Raw genomic sequence first — 21,016 nt, forward strand, 5'->3', positions numbered from 1 at the left:
CCCCGCTCACACTGGATCGTTGGCACTGGGAATGGCCTGCGCGTTAACTCGACAGCAACGCGCAGCGCCGATCACCGTACGTGGATCTCCGCGTGCCCTGCGCGGCCACGGACCCCTCTCCGAACGGCCGGGAGGCGGTCACTTTGCGTTCATGTTCCGGGGTACCCGGCCTATGTTCCGGCGTCGGCGGGCCGTCCCGAGGCCGGGCGCCCGCGCCACAGGGCGAGGCCGACGTCGACCAGTTCGACGCGCTCCAGCGCGGGCACCGTGTCCAGTGGGTGCCAGGCCGCCATGTCCGTGGAGCCGTGGGTCTCGTGGCGCAGTTCGCCGCCGGTGATCCGGGCCTCGTAGACGATGCGCAGCCCGTGGAAGTCGGCGGTCCTGCCCAGCCGGCGCGGGTAGGCGCGGCGGACGGAGTCGACGCCGAGGAGGGTGACGGGCTCCACGGCGTAGCCGGTCTCCTCCTCGGCCTCGCGGACGAGGGTGTCGTAGGGGTCCTCGCCGTGGTCCATGCCGCCGCCGGGCAGGGTCCACCGCTTGCTGCCGTCGCCGGCGACCCAGCGGGCCAGCAGCAGCCGACCGTCCCGTACACACACGGCGTAGGCCGCCACCCGCAACTCCTCGTGCATGCGACGACGTTACGGCAGCACCGGGTTGGCCGGTGAGAGGGCGGGCGGTGACCAGCTCAGCGGGCTGCCGCCGGCGGTCTCCACGGCCTCGGCGACGGTGAAGCGGACGGTCCGCTCGCCGGCGGGGCCGTACTCCGTGCGGGCGGTGCCCGTGAGCTGGAGCAGTGTCCCGGACGACCAGTCGAGGAAGAGCAGTCCCGCCCGGGGGTCCGCCTCCAGGTTGCCGAGGGTCAGGAACATCGAGTTGCCCGGGAAGTCGCGCCAGGCGAGCTCGTGGGCTGATTCGGCGCGTACGAAACCGGGGTTGCCGCCCCGGTGGCTCACGTCGGCGCCGCGCGGGTGCACGCTTGCCAGGAAGAAGGTGTCGGCAGCGGCGACGAACTCCCGCTGGGCGGAGCTGAGTTCGCGGCTGTGGCGGGCGGGCCGGGGAGCACGGTCGACGGTCTCGTACTTCTCCCTCCGCTGAAGGTACTTGGGGCAGTTGGCGAAGACCTGGTCGGCCTCGACGGCCAGGCCGCGGGGCGTGGGGCACGCCCGGCCGTTGAGGCGCATCCGGCGGCGGGTGCGCGGGTCGAGGGCGAGGGTGCCCACCGCCGTGCCCGGCGCGCAGAGCGCGTCCGCGAGCGGGTCACCGGGGCGGACCGCGCCCGCGACGGAGATCCGGCGGGGCCCGGTGGCTCGGACGAACCCGGGCCGGCCGGTGAGCAGGGACGCCCACACCCCGCCGCCCGCCGGGTCGGCGGCGCCGAGCACCAGCATCGGCTGCTGCTCCAGGAAGGCGGCCGCCACGGGCCGGATGCCCTGGCCGATCGACTGCCCCACGTGGTCGGCGAGGTCACGGACGCCGACCCGCTCCTGCACGGCGCGTGAACCGGGGTGGTACGTCACGACTCGCCCCTCTCCTAGAAGAAGCCGCAGGTCGGCGCCGAGGACGAGGGCGCCGGCGCCTCCTCGGCGCCCCGGGGCGCGTAGATCTCCAGGCGGGTGCCGTCGGGGTCGTGGAAGAAGATGCCGCCGGAGGCCGAGCCCTCCCGGTGGGCGACCACGCCCTCGTACGCGAACTCGACGCCGTAGGCGCGCAGCGCCGTCTCGTACTCCCTGACCCGCTCGACCGAGTCCGCCTCGAACGCCAGGTGGTGGAGTCCGGCACGGCCGCGGTCGTACGGGCCCCCGGCCTGCTGCCAGAGCGTGAGCGCGGGGCTGCCGCCCTCTCCCAGGAACGCGTATGCGCGGCCCTCTTCCTTGCCCTCGGCGATCACGCGGAAGCCGAGGACGTCCCGGTAGAAGCCGAGCGAGCGGTCGAGGTCGGTGACGCTGAGGCCGATGTGGCCGGTGCGCGGTGTCATGACAGTCCCCTCCGTCGATGGGGCCCCCGAAGCCGGGGGCTAACCCTTGTAATGGAGATTAGGGGTTAGGAGAAGGAGGCGCAACCGGTCACGTAGTCTTGACCGGTTAGCAGCGAAGGGAGCCCCCATGACCCCCGCGCCCCACGCGTCCCCCGCGTCCAGCGCGCCGGACCCGCGCCCGCTCACCGGCGAGCCCCTCTCCCTCGACCTGCTCAACACCCGCTGGATGCACGAGGGGTCCGTGCGGGACCTGCTCACGGACACCGACGGCCTGGCGGTGTGGCTGCGGGCCAACGGCCTGGACTTCCCCGCCGACGACGCCACCCTGCGGCACGTCCTGCACACCCGCGACGCACTGCGCGCCGCCGTCGACGGCTCCCCGGAGGACGGGGCGGACCGGGTCGACGCGGTCCTCGCGCACGGGCGGGTCAGGGTGAGGCTGACCCCGCGGGGGCCCGGCGAGAGCGCCGAGTTCGAGGACGGCGCGTGGGGCCCCGCCTGGCTCGCCGCACGCGACTACCTGGAGCTGCTCGCCGCCGCCCCCGACCGCATCCGCCGCTGCGCCCACGGCTCGTGCATCCTGCACTTCTTCGACACCTCACGGAACGGCACCCGCCGCTGGTGCTCGATGGCCGCGTGCGGTAACCGGGCGAAGGCGTCCCGCCACTACGCGCGCACGAAGGACGGCTGAGACCCGCGCCCGGTCGGCGCCAAGCCACCGGGAATGCCCCTCCGTGTCCCGCTATGACCGTCGTGGCGTATGGCGGAAGTACGCCATGCCCTCATCCCGCCACGGTCAACTCTCCCCAAACAAGTGCCCCTTGGGTAAAGCTGAGCGGTCTTCCGGGTTCACATACCGGACTGATGTGATCGGCCCGATTCATCCCGGGTCCGTTCGCTCCACGCTCGTTCCTTTACCTACAAGGGATAGCTGATGACCCCCGAACCTCAGCGCGCTCCGATATCGGGCGCGAGACGCGTGGCCCGCGTGGCCGTGGCCGCAGGCCTGATGGCCGCGCTCTCCGCGGCCGGGCCGATACCCATGGCCTTCGCCGCGGACCACGCACCCGCCACACCGGACCCGGGCACCAAGTCCGCGAGCGCCAAGCTCGGTTCGGCCGACGCCGACCTCCTCACGGAGGCCAAGGCCGAGGGCGCCAAGAACGTCACGATGATGATCGCCACCGCCCCCGGGCAGACCGAGCAGGTCGCCGACCGGCTGGACGCGGTGAAGGGCGGCTCCGTGGGCCGCACCTACGACAAGGTCGGCTACGTCCGCGCCACGGTCCCGACCGCGAAGGCCGACGCGGCCATCGCCGCCGCCGCGAAGCTCACCTCCGTGCACGGCATCGACCTGCGCCAGGAGATCGCGCTCGACGACCCGGCCCCGAGCGCCGACACGGCCAAGGGCGCCAAGGAGCAGGCCACCGCGACGGCCGCCTACCCGGCCCCCTCCAAGAGCACGCCCGCCGAGAACCCGTACAACCCGTCCTTCGAGACGGGCGCCGTCGACTTCGTGCAGGAACACCCGAAGGCGGACGGCCGGGGCATCACCATCGGCATCCTCGACTCCGGTGTCGACCTCGGGCACCCCGCGCTGCAGAAGACCACCACCGGTGAGCGCAAGATCGTCGACTGGGTCACCGCGACCGACCCGATCACCGACAGCGACCTCACCTGGCGCCGGATGACCAACCCGGTCACCGGCCCCGTCTTCACCTACGGCGGCGCCACCTGGAAGGCCCCGGCGGGCGACTACCAGGTCAGCATCTTCCGCGAGTCAGCCTCCGTCGGCGGCGACGCCAACGGCGACGCGAACCGCGACGGCGACACGACCGACGCCTGGGGCCTGCTGTACGACGCCAAGGCCGGCACGGTCCGCGTCGACCTGAACAACAACCAGGACTTCACCGACGACACGTCGATGAAGCCCTACAAGGACGGCTTCCAGACCGGCTACTTCGGCACCGACAACCCGGCGACCGACGTCGTCGAGCGGCAGCCGTTCGTCGTCGAGATCCGCAAGGACGTGCCGACCGACCCCTACGGCGGCGACTGGGTCGGCAAGAAGGCCGACTTCGTCAACATCGGCATCATCGAGTCCGAGCACGGCACGCACGTCGCGGGCATCACCGCCGCGCACGGCCTGTTCGGCGGCAAGATGAACGGCGCCGCGCCGGGCGCCAAGCTCGTCTCCTCGCGCGCCTGCACCTGGACCGGCGGCTGCACCAACGTCGCGCTCACCGAGGGCATGATCGACCTCGTCGCCAACCGCGGTGTCGACATCGTGAACATGTCCATCGGCGGTCTGCCGGCGCTCAACGACGGCAACAACGCGCGCGCCGAGCTCTACACGCGTCTCATCGACACGTACGGCGTCCAGCTGGTGATCTCCGCGGGCAACTCCGGCCCCGGCGCCAACACCATCGGCGACCCCGGTCTGGCCGACAAGGTCATCTCCGTCGGCGCGGCCATCTCCCGGCAGACCTGGGCCGCCAACTACGGCTCCCAGGTGGAGAAGCCGTACGCGATGATGCCCTTCTCCTCGCGCGGCCCGCGTGAGGACGGCGGCTTCACACCGACGCTCAGCGCGCCCGGCGCCTCGATCAACACCACGCAGACCTGGCTGCCCGGCAGCCCCGTCGCGGAGGCCGGCTACACGCTGCCCGCCGGCTACTCGATGCTCCAGGGCACGTCGATGGCGTCTCCGCAGGCCGCGGGCGCCTCGGCGCTGCTGCTGAGCGCCGCGAAGCAGAAGGGCATCGACCTCACCCCGGCCACGCTGCGCACCGCGCTGAACTCCACCGCCGACCACATCAAGGGTGTGCAGGCGTACGAGGAGGGTGCGGGCCTCATCAACATCGGGGACGCGTGGGAGTCCATCAAGGACGACGCCACCGCGCACACCTACGCGGTCAAGGCACCGGTCGACACCGCGGTCGACTACGCCCTGAAGACGCCGGGCTTCGGCACAGGCCTGTACGACCGTGAGGGCGGCCTCAAGGCCGGTCAGTCCAAGACGTACGACGTCACCATCACCCGTACGTCGGGCCCCGACCGGGCGCTCCGCCACGAGCTGCACCTGGAGAACAACGCGGGCCGCACCTTCCGCATCGCGAGCTCCGACGAGGTCTCGCTGCCGCTGAACACTCCGGTCACCGTCAAGATCGCCGCCAAGCCGTCCTCGGCCGGCATCAAGAGCGCGATCCTCGAGGTCGACGACCCGCGCACCGAGGGCATCGACAAGCAGGTCCTGTCGACCGTCGTCGTCGCGGCGCCCGTCAAGTACACCTACTCCGCGTCGGGTTCGGTGCAGCGCAACAGCAGCACGTCGTACTTCGTGACGGTCCCCGAGGGCGCCAAGTCCCTCGAGGTCGCGATGAGCGGGCTGAAGGACAAGAGCCAGACGCGCTTCGTCTCCATCCACCCGTACGGCGTTCCGGTCGACAACACCTCGACGCCGTACTGCTACAACAACTACCTCGACGGCAACGGATGCAAGCCCGACGTGCGCGCGTACGCGGACCCGCAGGCCGGCGTCTGGGAGATCGAGGTCGAGTCGCGCCGTACGTCGCCGCTGCTCGACAACCCGTACAAGCTGGACGTCGCCGTGTTCGGCGCGGCCTTCGACCCGGCCGTCGTCACGGTCCCCGAGGCGAAGGTCGGCACCCCGGCCGCCGCCTCCTGGAAGGTGACGAACAACTTCGCGGCGCTCGACGGCTCGCTCAAGGGCGGCCCGCTCGGCTCCTCCAAGACGGCACGGCCGACCATCACCGAGGGCACGACGCAGACCACCACGGTCGAGGTGCCCGCGGGCGCCAAGTCGCTCGACGTGGCCATCGGCAAGGTCTCCGACACGGCCGCCGACCTGGACCTGACGGTGAAGAACGCCGCCGGGACGACGGTCGGCTCGTCGGCGGACGGCGACTCCGAGGAGGCCGTCTCCGTGCCCTCCCCGGCCGCCGGGACGTACACCATCGAGGTCGTGGGCTACGCGGTTCCCTCGGGCTCCACGGCGTACGACTACCAGGACGTGTTCTTCTCGTCCTCGCTCGGCGAGGTCACCGTCGACGGGTCCGCGCCGGTCAAGCTCGGCACGGGTGACTCGGCGACGGTGTCCGCCTCGGTCACCGCCGCCGCCGCGGCCCCCGAGGGCCGCGAGTTCTTCGGCCAGGTCCAGCTGGTGAACGCCCGCGGCACGGTCGCGGGCCTCGGCAGCGTCAAGATCGAGAAGGTCACGCCGTAACCGACGGGTGACGGCAGGAGGGGCGGGCGTCCGTACGGGCGCCCGCCCCTTCGCGTCGCCGTCAGCCGGTGTCCCGCAGGGACTCCTGGCAGGTCAGTCCCGTGGCGCCGGGCAGCGCCCTCAGCAGCTCCTTGCGCGCGTCGCCGACACCCTGGCCGACCTCCCAGTCCTGCCCCTCCTGCGCACGCACCGGGATCCGGACGAGCGTGTACACCCCGGGCTTCAGGGTCTCGCGCGCGCCGCCGTCCAGGGTGACGGTGAGCGTCGGCCGGGCCTTCACCGACGCCTGCGGCCGGTAGTAGCGCCTCACCTTCAGCACGACCCGGACGTCCCCGTCCCTCCCGGGCGCGATGCTCACCACGGTCCCCTCCACGAGGACCCGCGAACAGGCGACGCGCATCTCGGGCGAGTCCGCCGACGTGTCACCCGCCTTGCCGCCGCTGTCCTGCCGGCTCGCGGCCGGCCCCGCCTTCGCGTCGTCGGCGGACCCCGTCCCGCCGCCGCCCTGCACCACGAGCCAGCCCATCCCGGTCACCACCGCGGCCGCGGCAGCCGCGGCCAGGGTGCCCAGAGCGATGGCCAGCGGGCCCCGGCCGCGTCCACGGGGCGCCCGCTCCGGGCGGCGCACCCGTGCGGGGGCCGCCCGCACCGGAGCCCGCTCGGCCCCGTCCACCGGGCCGGCCAGCGTGTCCCCGACGATCCGCAGCTGTTCCCGGAGCAGCGCCACGTCCGCGACCGCGGCGCGGTGCTCCGCCACGAGCCCGGCGTCGTCCCGCACCGCCCGCGGCAGCGGCTCGCCCACGATCGCGGCGAGCAGCGCGTCCACGGCCGCACCGGCCGGCTCGGCCGGCCTGTCCTCGTACCTGGCCACGTCACACCACCTCGTCCTCGTGCAGGCGGGCGCGCAGGGCACGTACCGCCGTGTGCAGCCTGCTCTTGACCGTGCCCTCCGGAATGCCCAGCTCCTCGGCTATCCCCCGCACCGGCAGGTCCGCGTAGAAGCGCAGGACGAGGACCTGGCGCTGGGCGTCGGGCAGTTCGTCCAGGCCGCGCGCGACGGCGAGGGAGAGCACGCTGGAATCCTCGCCGGAGGGGTGTTCCAGCTGGCGCAGCCCCGCCAGGCGCTCGCCGAGCCGCTCCTGCCGGCGCTTGGCCCGGTGCCAGTCCATCGCCAGGTTCGAGGCGACGACCGCCGCCCAGGCCGACACGTCACGCAGCGACTCGTCCCCCTTGGCGGCACGTTCCAGCAGCCGCAGGCGGACCTGCTGCACCCCGTCCGGCAGGTCCGCCTGCGGCACTCCGCCGAGCGCGAGCACCGCACGCACCCGGCGCTCCTGGGCCGCGTCCAGGGGGTCGTCCGCCCCCTGGACGCGCCGCGTCCTTCTGCGCAGCACCGTCACCCCTCCCCTCGCCGCGTTTCCTCTAGGACGCCCGCGCGGGCCGAAACGTTCGCCGGGACGTGAGCCGCCCGCGCGGGGCCGCCCGAGGGGTACGTCACAGGCGCCGTCCCATTCCTCGGGCAAAGGATTGGACACACGGGGCCCGGTGAGACGCATGATGGGTTCACTGGGACCTGTCGTCCGTACGCAGGAAAAGCACGCTAGGAGTCGTCGTGAAGGTAGGAATCGTCGGAGCCACCGGTCAGGTCGGCACGGTCATGCGCAGGATCCTCGTCGAGCGGGACTTCCCCGTCGAGACGCTGCGCCTGTTCGCCTCGGCACGGTCGGCGGGTTCGACGATCGACTTCAAGGGCACGGCCGTGACCGTGGAGGACGCCTCCACCGCCGACTACACCGGCCTGGACATCGTGCTCTTCTCGGCGGGCGGTGCCACGTCGAAGGCGCTGGCGGAGAAGGTCGCCTCGCAGGGCGCCGTGGTGATCGACAACTCGTCGGCCTGGCGCAAGGACCCCGAGGTCCCGCTGGTCGTCTCCGAGGTGAACCCGCACGCGATCACCGACCGCCCCAAGGGCATCATCGCCAACCCGAACTGCACGACGATGGCCGCGATGCCGGTCCTGAAGCCGCTGCACGAGGAGGCGGGCCTGGAGGCGCTGGTCGTCGCCACCTACCAGGCGGTGTCCGGTTCCGGTCTCGCGGGCGTGGCGGAGCTGCACGGCCAGGCGCAGAAGGTCGTCGCCGACGCCGACAGGCTGACCCACGACGGCGGCGCGGTCGAATTCCCCGAGCCGCAGGTCTACAAGCGTCCCATCGCCTTCAACGTGCTCCCCCTCGCCGGCAACGTCGTCGACGACGGCCTGAACGAGACCGACGAGGAGCAGAAGCTCCGCAACGAGTCCCGCAAGATCCTGGAGATCCCCGGTCTCAAGGTCTCCGGCACCTGTGTGCGCGTGCCCGTCTTCTCCGGCCACTCCCTCCAGGTGAACGCCCGCTTCGCGCGTCCGCTGTCCCCGGAGCGCGCCACCGAGCTGCTCGCCGGCGCCCCGGGTGTCGTCCTCTCGGACATCCCGACGCCGCTGGAGGCGGCCGGCCAGGACGCCTCGTACGTCGGCCGTATCCGCCCCGACGAGACCGTCGACCACGGTCTCGCCCTCTTCGTCTCCAGCGACAACCTCCGCAAGGGCGCCGCCCTGAACGCGATCCAGATCGCGGAGCTGGTCGCGGCCGAGCTGAAGGACTGACGCCGGTCCGGGGGGGGGGGGGGGGGGAGGGGGGGTGACCCGCCACCCCATGCCCCTCACCCTCGAGAACCCCCTCCCTCCCCCACCCCCCCCCCCCCCCCCCCCCCCCCCCCCCCCCCCCCCCCCCCCCCCCCCCCCCCCCCCCCCCGGCGTCCGGGCAGCGGGAGCCGTCCCGGTGCCCGAGGCTCCTCAGGGCCGCCGTACCTCGTAGAGGAAGCACCCGTACTCCACGGCCCTGACGTGGACCAGGGCGACCCGCGGGTCGGCGAAGGCGTCGGCGAGGGCCCCGTCGAGCGCCGCCTCGGCGTCCCGGGGGATCTCCAGCAGGCGCCCGCCGAGGATGTGCCCCTCGGCGGAGTACCGCCTGAGGACCCGCAGGGCACCCGGCCGGGCCAGGGGATACCGCTCTGCGCCGGGCTCAGGCCCCGCGCACTCCCCGGCGTGGATGAAGACCGGTCCCTGCTCGTCGTAGGCTCCGGGCCGCGCCCACGTCGCGGCGGCCCACCGCCGCAGCGGCGCGTAGGAGACGAGAGCGATCCGCTCCCCCGGCACACTGCGGCGCAGACAGCAGCGCAGCGGCGCCCCGCCCTCCTCGTCCGGGTACGGCGCGAGGGGCCGTCCGGCGTCGTCCCGGTCCCGGAGTTCCTCGAGCACCGTCTGCTCGACGGGTCGTGCGGTACAGGTCGTCATGCCTCCAGACTCGGCTCCGGGCGCCCGCCTTACCGGCGGGAATCGGACATCGCGTTCCGCGCAGTTCCCGTGGAAGGATGACGCGACCCACACATAACGAGGAGATGACCGCGTGCCTGGCACAAACCTGACCCGGGAAGAGGCACAGCAGCGGGCGAAGCTGCTGAGCGTGGACTCGTACGAGATCGAACTCGACCTCTCCGACGCGCAGAGCGGGGGCACCACCCCGAACGGAGCCGGGAGTGGGGGCGGCACCTACCGGTCCGTGACCACGGTGCGCTTCGACTCCGCCGAGACCGGCGCGGAGTCCTTCATCGACCTGGTCGCCCCGGCCGTCCACGAGGTCATCCTCAACGGCGACCCGCTGGACCCCTCCGAGGTCTTCAAGGACTCGCGGATCACGCTGCCCGGCCTGCTGGAGGGACGCAACGTCCTGCGGGTCGTGGCGGACTGCGAGTACACCAACACGGGTGAAGGGCTGCACCGGTTCGTCGACCCCGTCGACCAGCAGGCCTACCTCTACACCCAGTTCGAGGTGCCGGACGCCCGCCGGGTCTTCGCCTCGTTCGAGCAGCCCGACCTGAAGGCCACCTTCCAGTTCACCGTGAAGGCGCCCTCCGGCTGGACCGTCATCTCGAACTCGCCGACGCCGGAGCCCAGCGACGACGTCTGGACCTTCGAGCCCACGCCCCGCATCTCCACGTACATCACCGCGCTGATCGCCGGGCCGTACCACAGCGTCCACAGCGTGTACGAGAAGGAGGGGCAGTCGGTGCCGCTCGGCATCTACTGCCGGCCCTCGCTCGCCGAGTTCCTCGACTCCGACGCCATCTTCGAGGTCACCCGGCAGGGCTTCGACTGGTTCCAGGAGAAGTTCGACTACGCGTACCCGTTCGAGAAGTACGACCAGCTCTTCGTCCCGGAGTTCAACGCGGGCGCGATGGAGAACGCGGGCGCCGTCACCATCCGCGACCAGTACGTGTTCCGGTCCAAGGTGACCGACGCCGCGTACGAGGTCCGGGCCGAGACCATCCTGCACGAGCTGGCCCACATGTGGTTCGGCGACCTCGTGACCATGGAGTGGTGGAACGACCTGTGGCTCAACGAGTCGTTCGCGACGTACACCTCGATCGCCTGTCAGGCGTACCACCCCGACTCGCGCTGGCCGCAGTCGTGGACGACGTTCGCCAACTCCATGAAGACGTGGGCGTACCGCCAGGACCAGCTGCCGTCCACGCACCCGATCATGGCCGAGATCCGCGACCTGGACGACGTCCTGGTCAACTTCGACGGCATCACGTACGCCAAGGGCGCCTCCGTCCTCAAGCAGCTCGTCGCCTACGTCGGCATGGATGAGTTCTTCAGCGGTGTGCAGGCCTACTTCAAGGCCCACGCGTTCGGGAACACCCGGCTGTCGGACCTCCTCGGCAAGCTGGAGGAGACCAGCGGCCGCGACCTCGGCACCTGGTCCGAGAAGTGGCTCCGGACGGCCGGCATCAACGTCCTGCGGCCGCGGATCGAGACCGACGCCGACGGCGTCATCACCGCCTTCGCGATCCGCCAGGAGGCTCCCGCGCTGCCCGCCGGCGCGAAGGGCGAGCCGACGCTGCGCCCGCACCGCATCGCGGTCGGCCTGTACGACCTCGACGCGAGCGGCAAGCTGGTGCGCGGCGAGCGCGTCGAACTCGACGTCGACGGCGAACTGACCGACGTACCGCAGCTGGTGGGCAAGCGCCGTCCGGCGGTGGTCCTGCTCAACGACGACGACCTGTCGTACGCGAAGGTGCGCCTGGACGAGCAGTCCCTCGCGTTCGTGACGGAGCACCTGGGCGACTTCGAGTCGTCGCTGCCGCGCGCCCTGTGCTGGGCGTCGGCGTGGGACATGACGCGTGACGCGGAGCTCGCGACCCGCGACTACGTCTCCCTCGTCCTCGCCGGCATCGGCAAGGAGTCCGACATCGGCGTGGTGCAGTCGCTGCACCGCCAGGTCAAGCTGGCGATCGAGCAGTACGCGGACCCGGCCGCCCGCGAGACGCTGCTGGCCCGCTGGACCGAGGCGACGCTCGCCCACCTGCGCACCGCGCAGCCGGGCAGCGACCACCAGCTCGCCTGGGCGCGCGCCTTCGCGGCGACCGCCCGGACGCCGGAGCAGCTGGACCTCCTGGAATCCCTGCTCGACGACCGGGAGACCATCGAGGGCCTGGCCGTCGACACCGAGCTGCGCTGGGCGTTCGTGCAGCGGCTCGCCGCGGTCGGCCGTTTCGACGAGGCGGAGATCGCCGGCGAGTACGAGCGCGACCGCACGGCGGCCGGCGAACGGCACGCGGCGACGGCCCGTGCGGCCCGGCCCACCGAGGAGGCGAAGGCGGAGGCCTGGGCCTCGGTCGTGGAGTCCGACAAGCTTCCGAACGCCGTGCAGGAAGCGGTGATCGGCGGTTTCGTGCAGACCGGGCAGCGGGAGCTGCTGGCCCCGTACACGGACAGGTTCTTCGCCGTGGTCAAGGACGTCTGGGAGTCCCGCTCGCACGAGATGGCGCAGCAGATCGCGGTGGGTCTGTACCCGTCCGTGCAGGTCAGTGAGGACACCCTCGCGAAGACGGACGCGTGGCTGGCCACGGCGGAGCCGAACGCGGCCCTGCAGCGGCTGATCTCGGAGGCCCGCTCGGGCGTGGAACGGGCCCTGAAGGCCCAGGCGGCGGACGCGGCGACGTCGTGAGGCGTTGTACGGCGGAGGCGGCGTGACCTGTCGTAGATGAGAGGGGGCACCCGGCACTGTGCCGGGCGCCCCCTTTCGGTTGCCGCGCCGTCGCGGAGTCCGCGACTCGGACAGCACGGAGGTCACCCCGGGGCGACGGCGTCGGAAGCGGGGACGGCGGGGACGGCGGGGACGGCAAGGGTGGTGGGGGTGCCGGTGGCCGGGGTGGTGGTGGCCGGGTGGGGCGTGGCGGCCGGAGCGGCCGGGTGCCCGGTGGTGCGGCGGGGTGCCCGCTGGCCCGCCACCGTCGCGGCGAACGCCATTGCCATGCCGACGAGTTGGAGCGGCATCAGCGTCTGACCGAGCGCCGCCCAGCCGATGACGGCCGCGGTGAGCGGCGAGAGCGGGCCGAGGAAGGTGACCTGGGTGGCGGTCAGCCGGCCGATGCCGCGGAACCAGAGCCAGTACGCGACCGCCGTGTTCGCCAGCGCCAGGTAGAGGTATCCGCCGACCGCCCGCCCGTCGAGCGCGGGCGGCGCGCCCTCGACGAGGAGCGCGAGCGGGGCGATCAGCAGTCCCCCTGCCGTGAGCTGCCAGGCGGTCAGCGCCAGGGGGCCGACGCCGTCGGGGCGCCCCCACCGCTTGGTCAGCACCGTCCCGGTCGACATCGACGCGGTCGAGGCGAGGGCGGCGAGGACGCCCAGGGTGTCCAGCGCCCCGGCTGCCTGGAGCACCACCAGGCTCACCCCCAGGGCGGCGGCGATCCCGGTGAGCAGGGTGCGTACGGTGGGCCGCTCCCCCAGCAGCAGCGCGGCGAGCCCGGCCACGAACAGCGGGCCGACCGAGCCGACGACCGCGGCCATTCCGCCGGGCAGCCGGTACGCGGAGAGGAAGAGCAGCGGGAAGAACGCCCCGATGTTCAGCGCGCCCAGGACGGCCGACTTCCACCACCAGACGCCGCGCGGCAGCACCCGGGCCAGCGCGAGGAGCACGAGCCCGGCGGGCAGGGCACGCATCAGCCCGGTGAACAGCGGGCGGTCGGCCGGCAGGAACTCGGTGGTGACGGCGTAGGTGCTGCCCCAGGAGACCGGGGCGAGGGCGGTCAGCAGGACGGTCGCGGACCGCCGTCCGGTGGTGCCCGTGAAGCCGGGTGTCGCGTCCGTCATGACGGCGCCCTCCGCAAGGTGGGCCGACGCCCGGTCGCGTCGGCGGAAAGTAAGTCAGCAGGAAGTAGCTTAGTGCTAAGCGACTTATCGTCAAGCTACTTTCTTGCGACCGGCCGACGCGCGGGCCGATACTCCTCCCATGACCGGGAACCCGCCGAGCCAGGACGAAGTCGACGCGATCGTCGAGCAGTGGGCCGACGTACGGCCCGACCTCGACACCAGGGCCATGGAGGTCTTCGGCCGCGTCTTCCGCCTCTCCCGGGCGATGGGCGACCGCATGGAGCGGGCGTACACGCGGTTCGGGATCTCCCGGGGCGAGTTCGACGTACTCGCCACCCTGCGCCGCTCCGGGGAGCCCTACACGCTCTCGCCCCGCCAGCTCTCGGCGACGCTCATGCTCACCACCGGCGGGATGACCGGCCGCCTCGACAAACTGGAGCGCGCGGGGCTGCTGCGCAGGTCCCCCGATCCGTACGACCGGCGGGGGCTCCAGGTGACCCTCACGGACGAGGGGTACCGCCTGATCGACGAGGCGGTGGGCGCGGGCCTCGCCGTCCAGACCGCTGCGCTCGACGCACTCGACCCCAAGCAGGCGACCCAACTGGCCGATCTGCTACGTCAGTTGCTCGCCGGAACCACGAGCTGACGCCTGCCACGAGCTGACGCCAGCCGCGGGCGGACGATGCCGCCGCTGCTGCGCGGGCACGGCGTGGGCAGGCCGTACGCGCGTACGGCCTGCGGGAAACGCGTCGAGGGAGCCCGTACACCCCATGGGTGCGGACTCCCTCGGCGCGGAAGATCAGCGGCGGACGGCGGCGGTCAGCCCTGCTTCTCGTGCCTGTGCTGCTTCTGGGACTTGTCGAGGACCATCACGAGTCCGGCGATGACCAGGAACAGCACGATCGGCGCCGCGACGTAGAGACCCAGCGTGTCGATCACGCTCAGGCCCGTGCCGGGGTCGTCACCGTCGTCGCGGGTGAGCGCGAGCGCGGGGGACGACATGAGCAGCATCATCAGCGTCGTACCGGCAGCCAGGGCGCCGGCGCGCAGGGCGTTCTTCTTGTCCACGGTGCAAACGTAGCGAACGCCCGGAGCGGCCGCGCGCCCGGGGTGCCATAGGAAGGACCCGGGCGCCGTACGAGGGGCTCGGGGCCGGGGCCCGGCCGGCGGCCCGGGAGCGCGCTGGGCACGCCCCCGGGCCGGACGGACATCGGCGGCGTCAGGCGTCAGGGGTGCCGGGTGCGGCAGCGGACGCCGGGGGCGCCGGACTCGGCCGCAGCACGTCCAGGAGGGCGTGCAGCCGGGGTGACGCGGCCAGTTCCTCCAGCGTGACGGGACGGCCCCCGGCGTCGGCGATGGGCAGTCGCCAGTTCGGATACTGGTCCCAGGTGCCGGGCAGGTTCTGCGGGCGCCGGTCGCCGACGGTGTCCGGCAGCCAGACGCCGACCATCCGGGCCGGGGTGCGCAACAGGAACCGGTGCACCGCCTGGATCTCGGCCTCCTCGACCTCATCGGACGCCGGCAGGAGGCCTTCACCCTCAGCCCCGGCTCCGCCCTTGGGTTCACCCTCAGCCCCGCCCCCGCCGTCGTCCTTCAGCAGTCCGAGCCGGGCCAGCAGTGCCAGCCACTCCCCCGTGTCCGCGGCCGCCTCGGCCCGCTCCTCCACCAGAGGCCGGGTCAACAGGCCCAGGCTGTCGCGGAGTTCCACGTGCTCGCCGGTGAGGCGGGCGGCGGTGGACGGGAGGTCGTGCGTGGTGGCGGTGGCCAGGCAGTCGGCGCGCCAGCGTTCGGGCGGCAGCGGCAGGCCGTCGCCGGCCCAGTCCCGTTCGAACCACAGCACGGAGGTGCCGAGCACCCCGCGCTCCTGCAAGGCCTCCCGCACGCCCGGCTCGACGGTGCCGAGGTCCTCGCCGATCACCAGCGCCCCGGCACGCGAGGCCTCCAGTACGAGGACGGCGAGCATGGCCTCGGCGTCGTAGCGGACGTACGTGCCCTCCGTGGGCGGCCGGCCCTGCGGGATCCACCAGAGCCGGAACAGGCCCATGACGTGGTCGATGCGCAGGGCGCCCGCGTAGCGGAAGAGGGCGCGCAGGAGCCGGCGGTACGGGGCGTAGCCGGACTCGGCCAGCCGGTCGGGGCGCCAGGGCGGCAGGCTCCAGTCCTGGCCCAGCGCGTTGAAGGCGTCCGGTGGGGCGCCCACGGTCATTCCGGCGGCGAAGTGCTCCTGCTGCGCCCAGGCGTCGGCGCCGCCGGGGTGGACGCCGACCGCGAGGTCGTGGACGAGGCCGATGTCCATGCCGGCGTCGCGGGCGGCGCGCTGCGCGGCGGTGAGCTGGGCGTCGGTGAGCCAGGCAAGCCACGTGTGGAAGTCGACGCGGTCCGCCAGTCCGGTCCGGGCGCGGGCGGTCTCGGCCGAGCGCGGGTCGCGCAGTCCGGCCGGCCACCGGTGCCAGTCGGAGCCGTGCACCTCGGCCAGCGCGCACCACGTGGCGTGGTCCTCGAGGGCGGTGCCCTCCCGGGCGAGGAAGTCGCCGTAGGCGGCCTGCCGTCCGGGGCCGAGCGGCACGGCGCGGACCAGTTCGAGTGCCTCGCGCTTGAGGTCCCACACGGCGTCGCGGTCGATCAGCGCGCCCTTGTTCAGGACGGAGTCGCGCAGGGCCTCGGCGCGGCGGAGCAAATCGTCGAGCCGGTCGCGGTCGCCGGCGTGGGCGAACTCGGGGACGTCCTCGACGCGCAGGTGCACCGGGTCGGGGAAGCGGCGCGAGGAGGGCCGGTAGGGGGAGGGGTCGGTGGGGGTGCCGGGCACGGCTGCGTGCAGCGGGTTGAGCTGTACGAATCCGGCGCCGAGCGCGCGGCCCGCCCAGGCGGTCAGCTCGCTCAGGTCGCCGAGGTCGCCCATGCCCCAGGAACGGCGGGAGAGCAGGGAGTAGAGCTGGACGAGGAGTCCGTACGTGCGTCCGGGCGGGGCGGGCAGCCGGGCGGGGGCCGCCACGAGGTGGGCATCGGCGGTGCGGCCGTCGGGTGCGGTGACGCACAGGGTGTGGATGCCGGCCGGGAGGTCCCGGGCGGAGGTGCGGGTCTCGCCCTGCTCGGTCTCGACGCGCAGCCTGGTGCCGTCCGGCAGACCGTCGAGCGCGGCGGGCGCGCGGCCTCCCCAGGACACGACGGTCGGGGGCAGCAGCCGCTCGCGCAGTCCGGCCTCCCGGGACGCGAGGGCGGCGCGGACGGCCTGCGGGGTGCTCGCGTCGACGCCCAGGGCCGCGAGGGCCGCGACGACCGCGGTGTCCGAGGCGGGGACCGTGCGGTCCGTGGAGGGGCGGTAGGACGTGGCGACGCCGTGCAGGGCGGCCAGCCGCGACAGCGGTGTCCCGGCGGACTCGGCTTCGGCGGCTTCGGCGGCCTCGGCCCGCGGGGCCGACGCGGTGCGGGACGGCGGGTTCTCGGCGGGCTCGGCGGGCGGGGCGGACGCGGCGTCCGACAGCGGGTTCTCGACGGGCGGGGCGGACGCGGCGTCCGACAGCGGGTTCTCGGCGGGCTCGGCCGGGGCCATCTAGACCCCCGCTGCGGCGCCGGTCGAGGTCGGCTCGCTGGTCAGGGGGGCGGCGTCGGGCAGCGGCGGCTCGCTGGTCAGCGGCTCGGCGTCGGGCAGCGGCGGCTCACTGGTGAGCGGTGTCTCGCCCCAGGAACCCTCGGCGCTGTCGCACTCCCGCGGAGCAGGTCCGAGCGTGTCCCACTCGGGGACTCGGGCGGGCCGGGCTCCCCGCTGTTTCGGAGGGAAGCCCGCGCCGCGGGCATCGGCGGAGGACACCGCCGAGGGTTTGGAGAGGGCCGAGAGCAGAAGGTGTGCCGAAGCGGCCACGGGGGTCTCCTTGTCGTCGTGCGGCGGGCGCGGGTTGTCGCAGCCCTACCCAATGAGCGCGGCCGCAGACGTCCACGCACGCTCAAGGTGTTCTTGGTCACATTCTGTGTCAGGAGTGCCCATGCCACCAGAAGCCGGTCGGGTGCTGCCGGAGCGCCACCGCACGGCGCGCCGGGACCCCCTCGCCCGGCAGAGGCGTCGCGGCGCGTCGGCCGGTTCCGTTGACACTGCGACCACGCGAATGGTGGGGTCGATGCCACCCCGACCGAGCCGTGCGGGGGAGGCGAACGACGAGGGAGGGGCTGTTGCAGCTCCGGCGCGGGATGGGAGCCGTACAGCTCCGGCGGGCACGGGGGACGGTGCGGCTGCGACGGGGGCCGGGTGCCGAACCGCTCCGCCGGTGGCAGGGTGCCGCCGTGCTCGCGTTCGTCCTCGCCGCGAGTGCGCTGGGCGTGGCGCCGGGTGCCGTCGCGACGCCGGGTGCCGCAGGCGCCCGGATTCGGGCCGCCGCCGCGGAGGCGCCGCACGCCGAGGCTCTGCCGTCGGTCTGGCCGCGCCCGCAGTCCCTGAGCGCGGGCGGTTCCGCCGTCACGGTGACGGACGAGGTGATCCTGGTCGCCGACGCGGTGGCCGATCCGTACGCCCTGGACGCGTTGCGGGCGCTGCTGTGGCAGGCCGGCGCGCGGAAGGTCACGACGGTGCGTGACAGCGACCCGCTCCCCGCGGACGCGTTGCGCGCGGGCGCACTGGTGGTGCGCGCGGGCGCGGAGTCGGCGCACGACATACCGACGTACGAGACGGCGCACGGCCCGTCGGCGCACGGCCTGCCGTCGTACGGCGAGTCGGCGCACGGCGGTCGGACACCGGGCAGCGGGACGGCAGGCACCGACCGCGCCAGGAAGCCCACCGGATCGAAGCGCTCGGGCGGCACCGCGGGCTCGGGCCGCACCACGGGCCCCGGCGGTGCCGGGGACGGTGGCGCTGGGGACGGCAAGAGCGCGTACCCCTTCGGCGGGCACGCCGGAAGCGCGGCGACCGACGGTGCGCACGCCCTCGGTGTCCGCGCCGCGACCCCCCTGGACAAGGCCCTCGCCGCCCTCGGCGCGCCGCCCCGCGCCGATCTCCCCTCCGGCGGTTACCGGCTGGCCGTCGGCCGGGCCGGGGGCCGGGCCACCGTCGCGCTCGCCGGAGCGGGCGAGGACGGCCTCTTCCACGCCGTCCAGACGCTCCGCCAGCTGATCGGCGGCGACGGGCGCGTCGCGGGCGTCCTGGTCCGCGACTGGCCGGGTACGGCGGTCAGGGGCACGACCGAGGGCTTCTACGGCAACCCGTGGACCCAGGAACAGCGCCTGGCCCAACTGGACTTCATGGGCCGCACCAAACAGAACCGCTATCTGTACGCGCCCGGCGACGACCTCTACCGCCAGGCGCGCTGGCGTGAGCCGTATCCGGCCCGACAGCGCGCCGACTTCCGCGAGTTGACGGGCCGGGCGGTCCGCGATCACGTCACCCCCGCCTGGGCCGTGGCCCCGGGGCAGGCGATGTGCTTCTCGTCGGACACCGACGTCGAGGCCCTGACACGCAAGCTCGACGCCATGTGGGCGCTGGGCTTCCGCGCGTTCCAGCTCCAGTTCCAGGACGTCAGCTACAGCGAGTGGCACTGCGCGGCCGACGCGGAGAGGTTCGGCTCGGGGCCGGAGTCCGCGGCGCGGGCGCAGGCCCGGGTGGCGAACGCGGTGGCCCGGCGGCTGGCCGAACTCCACCCGGACGCACCGGCGTTGTCGCTGATGCCGACCGAGTACTACCAGGACGGCCCGACCGCGTACCGGCGGGCGCTGGCGAGCGTGCTGGACGACGCCGTCGAGGTCGCGTGGACGGGCGTGGGTGTCGTGCCGCGCACCATCACCGGCCGTGAACTCGCCGCCGCCCGGGACGCGTTCGGGCACCCGCTGGTCACGATGGACAACTACCCGGTCAACGACTACGCGCAGGACCGGATCTTCCTCGGCCCGTACCAGGGCCGCGAGCCCGCGGTCGCGACGGGTTCGGCGGGCCTGCTCGCCAACGGGATGCGCCAGGCGGAGGCCTCCCGCGTCCCCCTCTTCACCGCCGCCGACTACGCCTGGAATCCCCGCGACTACCGCCCCCAGGACTCCTGGCGGGCCGCGATCGGCGACCTCGCCGACGGTGACGCGCGGGGCGAGCGGGCGTTGAGCGCGCTGGCCGGGAACGACGCGTCGTCGGTTCTGGGCGGCGCCGAGTCGGCGTACCTGCGCCCGCTCGTCGCGGCCTTCTGGAAGACCCGCACGACACCGGACAGCGCGGCAGCGGACAAGGCGGCGGACAAGGCGGCGCGGCGGCTGCGGGACGCGTTCGCCGTGATGCGCGGGACACCCGGGCACCTGCCCGGCCGCTCGCTGCCCACCGAAGTACGGCCGTGGAGCCGGCAGTTGGCACGCTACGGGGACGCGGGCGACACCGCCGTCACCATGCTGCGCGCGCAGGCGGGCGGCGACGCGACGGCGGCCTGGCAGTCCTACCGCACCCTCGACGGCCTGCGCGCCGAACTGCGCAGGAGCCGGGTCACGGTCGGCAAGGGCGTACTCGACCCCTTCCTGACCCGGGCGCAGCAGGCGTACAAGGCCTGGGCGGGTCTCGATCACGAGCCCGCGGCGCGGGACGACGCACCGGCCGACCACGACTCCGCGACCGGGCGCGGCTCGTCGGCGGAGCCCGGTTCCTCGGCCGAGCACGGCCGGGCGGCGGGCGGGCGCACCGTCCGCCTGCCGCACGCCCGCCCGCTCACCGCGGTCACCGTGCTGGCCGATCCCGGGACGCCCGGAACCGTCGAGGCGTACGTTCCCGGCGAGGGCTGGCGGCGTCTCGGCGCGCTCGCGCCGGGCGGCGCGACGGAGATCTCCGCGACGGTGCGCGCGGACGCCCTGCGGGTGACCGGGGCGGGGTCCTCGCGCGTACGGCACCTCGTGCCGTGGTTCGCCGACTCCCCTCTCGCGAAACTGGAGTTGGGGCGTACGCGGACGGACGTGGCCATCGGCGGCACCGGGTCGGTGACGGCGCGGCTCGTCCCCCTGCGCCCGTCCGACGTCCGCGGGAAGCTCACCGTGAAGGCGCCCAAGGGTGTCAGGGTGCGGGTCCCGGTGACGGAACTGCTGCGGCGCGGCACGCGGCTCGACGTCCCCATCGAGGTCACCGTCCCGGCCCGGACGCCCTCGGGCACGTACGGGGTCACGGTCGGTTTCGGCGGCGTGACCCGCACCTTCACGGTCCGCGCGTTCCCCCGCACGGCGGGACCCGACCTCGCCCGGAACGCGAGGGCGAGCTCCTCGGGCGACGAGACGGCGGACTTCCCGGCGTCGGCGGCGAACGACGGCGACCGGGGGACGCGCTGGTCCTCGCCCGCCCGGGACGACGCCTGGTGGCAGATGGAACTGGCCGCTCCGGTGCGCCTGGGCCAGGTGGTGCTGCGCTGGCAGGACGCGTACGCCTCCGCGTACCGGATCCAGGTGTCCGAGGACGGCCGGACCTGGCGTACGGCGTCGGAGGTGCGGGACGGGCGGGGCGGCCGCGAGTCGGTGCGCATGGACGAACGGGACGTGCGGTTCGTGCGCGTCCAGGGAGCGCGGCGGGCGACGCGGTACGGCTACTCGCTCTGGTCGGTGGAGGCGTACGGCGTGACCCGGTGACGTGCGGGGCGTACCGCGTCCCCCGGCGGGGAACACCGGG

General features: G+C 73.7%; 16 protein-coding genes. 6 read left to right on the plus strand and 10 right to left on the minus strand.

Annotated elements, in window-relative coordinates:
* Window positions 1-170 precede the first annotated feature (170 nt).
* From AC069T_RS12335 to AC069T_RS12345, 3 genes are read right to left on the minus strand one after another with little or no spacing between them, the layout of a single operon-like run.
* Complete coding sequence (locus AC069T_RS12335; RefSeq protein WP_478782671.1) at window positions 171-629, minus strand: NUDIX hydrolase; 459 nt, start codon at window positions 627-629, stop codon at window positions 171-173.
* Between the two features lie 9 nt (window positions 630-638).
* The gene (locus AC069T_RS12340; RefSeq protein ID WP_478782672.1) at window positions 639-1,517 is read right to left on the minus strand and encodes a pyridoxamine 5'-phosphate oxidase family protein; all 879 of its coding nucleotides are present in this window, start codon (window positions 1,515-1,517) and stop codon (window positions 639-641) included.
* Window positions 1,518-1,531: 14 nt separating this feature from the next.
* Window positions 1,532-1,975, minus strand: coding sequence for a VOC family protein (locus tag AC069T_RS12345; protein WP_478782673.1), 444 nt, complete (start codon window positions 1,973-1,975; stop codon window positions 1,532-1,534).
* A gap of 127 nt (window positions 1,976-2,102) precedes the next feature.
* Here AC069T_RS12345 and AC069T_RS12350 point away from each other — a divergent pair, with 127 nt between their 5' ends.
* Both AC069T_RS12350 and AC069T_RS12355 read left to right on the plus strand, forming a co-directional pair.
* Window positions 2,103-2,666 (plus strand): CGNR zinc finger domain-containing protein, encoded by a 564-nt coding sequence (locus AC069T_RS12350; RefSeq protein WP_478782674.1) that lies wholly within the window; start codon window positions 2,103-2,105, stop codon window positions 2,664-2,666.
* Between the two features lie 243 nt (window positions 2,667-2,909).
* Complete coding sequence (locus AC069T_RS12355; protein ID WP_478782675.1) at window positions 2,910-6,221, plus strand: S8 family serine peptidase; 3,312 nt, start codon at window positions 2,910-2,912, stop codon at window positions 6,219-6,221.
* A 61-nt stretch (window positions 6,222-6,282) separates the two neighbouring features.
* On the opposite strand, the gene AC069T_RS12360 is transcribed toward AC069T_RS12355, so the two are convergent.
* Window positions 6,283-7,092 (minus strand): hypothetical protein, encoded by an 810-nt coding sequence (locus tag AC069T_RS12360; RefSeq protein WP_478782676.1) that lies wholly within the window; start codon window positions 7,090-7,092, stop codon window positions 6,283-6,285.
* A 1-nt stretch (window position 7,093) separates the two neighbouring features.
* On the minus strand, window positions 7,094-7,621 hold the full coding sequence (locus AC069T_RS12365; RefSeq protein ID WP_358849912.1) for an RNA polymerase sigma factor: 528 nt from the start codon (window positions 7,619-7,621) through the stop codon (window positions 7,094-7,096).
* A 212-nt stretch (window positions 7,622-7,833) separates the two neighbouring features.
* Here AC069T_RS12365 and AC069T_RS12370 point away from each other — a divergent pair, with 212 nt between their 5' ends.
* Window positions 7,834-8,862, plus strand: coding sequence for an aspartate-semialdehyde dehydrogenase (locus tag AC069T_RS12370; RefSeq protein ID WP_478782677.1), 1,029 nt, complete (start codon window positions 7,834-7,836; stop codon window positions 8,860-8,862).
* Window positions 8,863-9,051: 189 nt separating this feature from the next.
* Here the strand turns inward: AC069T_RS12370 and AC069T_RS12375 are convergent, their stop codons facing one another.
* Window positions 9,052-9,552, minus strand: a complete 501-nt coding sequence (locus AC069T_RS12375; RefSeq protein ID WP_478782678.1) for a DUF1203 domain-containing protein — start codon at window positions 9,550-9,552, stop codon at window positions 9,052-9,054.
* 112 nt (window positions 9,553-9,664) lie between these two features.
* On the opposite strand from AC069T_RS12375, the gene pepN reads away from it, so the two are divergent.
* The gene (pepN, locus tag AC069T_RS12380; RefSeq protein ID WP_478782679.1) at window positions 9,665-12,268 is read left to right on the plus strand and encodes an aminopeptidase N; all 2,604 of its coding nucleotides are present in this window, start codon (window positions 9,665-9,667) and stop codon (window positions 12,266-12,268) included.
* A gap of 122 nt (window positions 12,269-12,390) precedes the next feature.
* Here the strand turns inward: pepN and AC069T_RS12385 are convergent, their stop codons facing one another.
* Window positions 12,391-13,413 (minus strand): EamA family transporter, encoded by a 1,023-nt coding sequence (locus tag AC069T_RS12385; RefSeq protein ID WP_478782680.1) that lies wholly within the window; start codon window positions 13,411-13,413, stop codon window positions 12,391-12,393.
* Window positions 13,414-13,552: 139 nt separating this feature from the next.
* On the opposite strand from AC069T_RS12385, the gene AC069T_RS12390 reads away from it, so the two are divergent.
* Window positions 13,553-14,059 (plus strand): MarR family winged helix-turn-helix transcriptional regulator, encoded by a 507-nt coding sequence (locus tag AC069T_RS12390; RefSeq protein ID WP_478782681.1) that lies wholly within the window; start codon window positions 13,553-13,555, stop codon window positions 14,057-14,059.
* Window positions 14,060-14,232: 173 nt separating this feature from the next.
* On the opposite strand, the gene AC069T_RS12395 is transcribed toward AC069T_RS12390, so the two are convergent.
* From AC069T_RS12395 to AC069T_RS12405, 3 genes are all read right to left on the minus strand, one after another.
* Entirely contained in the window at window positions 14,233-14,481 is a 249-nt protein-coding gene (locus AC069T_RS12395) for a hypothetical protein (protein WP_358849906.1), read from the minus strand.
* 151 nt (window positions 14,482-14,632) lie between these two features.
* Window positions 14,633-16,963 (minus strand): 4-alpha-glucanotransferase, encoded by a 2,331-nt coding sequence (malQ, locus tag AC069T_RS12400; RefSeq protein ID WP_478782682.1) that lies wholly within the window; start codon window positions 16,961-16,963, stop codon window positions 14,633-14,635.
* A complete protein-coding gene (locus AC069T_RS12405) occupies window positions 16,964-17,272 on the minus strand; it encodes a hypothetical protein (protein WP_478782683.1) in 309 nt (102 codons plus the stop codon).
* A gap of 416 nt (window positions 17,273-17,688) precedes the next feature.
* Here AC069T_RS12405 and AC069T_RS12410 point away from each other — a divergent pair, with 416 nt between their 5' ends.
* A complete protein-coding gene (locus tag AC069T_RS12410) occupies window positions 17,689-20,976 on the plus strand; it encodes a beta-N-acetylglucosaminidase domain-containing protein (protein WP_478782684.1) in 3,288 nt (1,095 codons plus the stop codon).
* Window positions 20,977-21,016: the final 40 nt, after the last annotated feature.

This window comes from Streptomyces sp. NPDC043867 (assembly GCF_056435845.1).

Coding starts and splice junctions, on each gene's coding strand:
- AC069T_RS12345 (WP_478782673.1), bottom strand. CDS start 1,975: ATGACACCGCGCACCGGCCACATCGGCCTCAGCGTCACCGACCTCGAC.
- AC069T_RS12385 (WP_478782680.1), bottom strand. CDS start 13,413: ATGACGGACGCGACACCCGGCTTCACGGGCACCACCGGACGGCGGTCC.
- AC069T_RS12375 (WP_478782678.1), bottom strand. CDS start 9,552: ATGACGACCTGTACCGCACGACCCGTCGAGCAGACGGTGCTCGAGGAA.
- malQ (WP_478782682.1), bottom strand. CDS start 16,963: ATGGCCCCGGCCGAGCCCGCCGAGAACCCGCTGTCGGACGCCGCGTCC.
- AC069T_RS12390 (WP_478782681.1), top strand. CDS start 13,553: ATGACCGGGAACCCGCCGAGCCAGGACGAAGTCGACGCGATCGTCGAG.
- AC069T_RS12335 (WP_478782671.1), bottom strand. CDS start 629: ATGCACGAGGAGTTGCGGGTGGCGGCCTACGCCGTGTGTGTACGGGAC.
- AC069T_RS12355 (WP_478782675.1), top strand. CDS start 2,910: ATGACCCCCGAACCTCAGCGCGCTCCGATATCGGGCGCGAGACGCGTG.
- AC069T_RS12350 (WP_478782674.1), top strand. CDS start 2,103: ATGACCCCCGCGCCCCACGCGTCCCCCGCGTCCAGCGCGCCGGACCCG.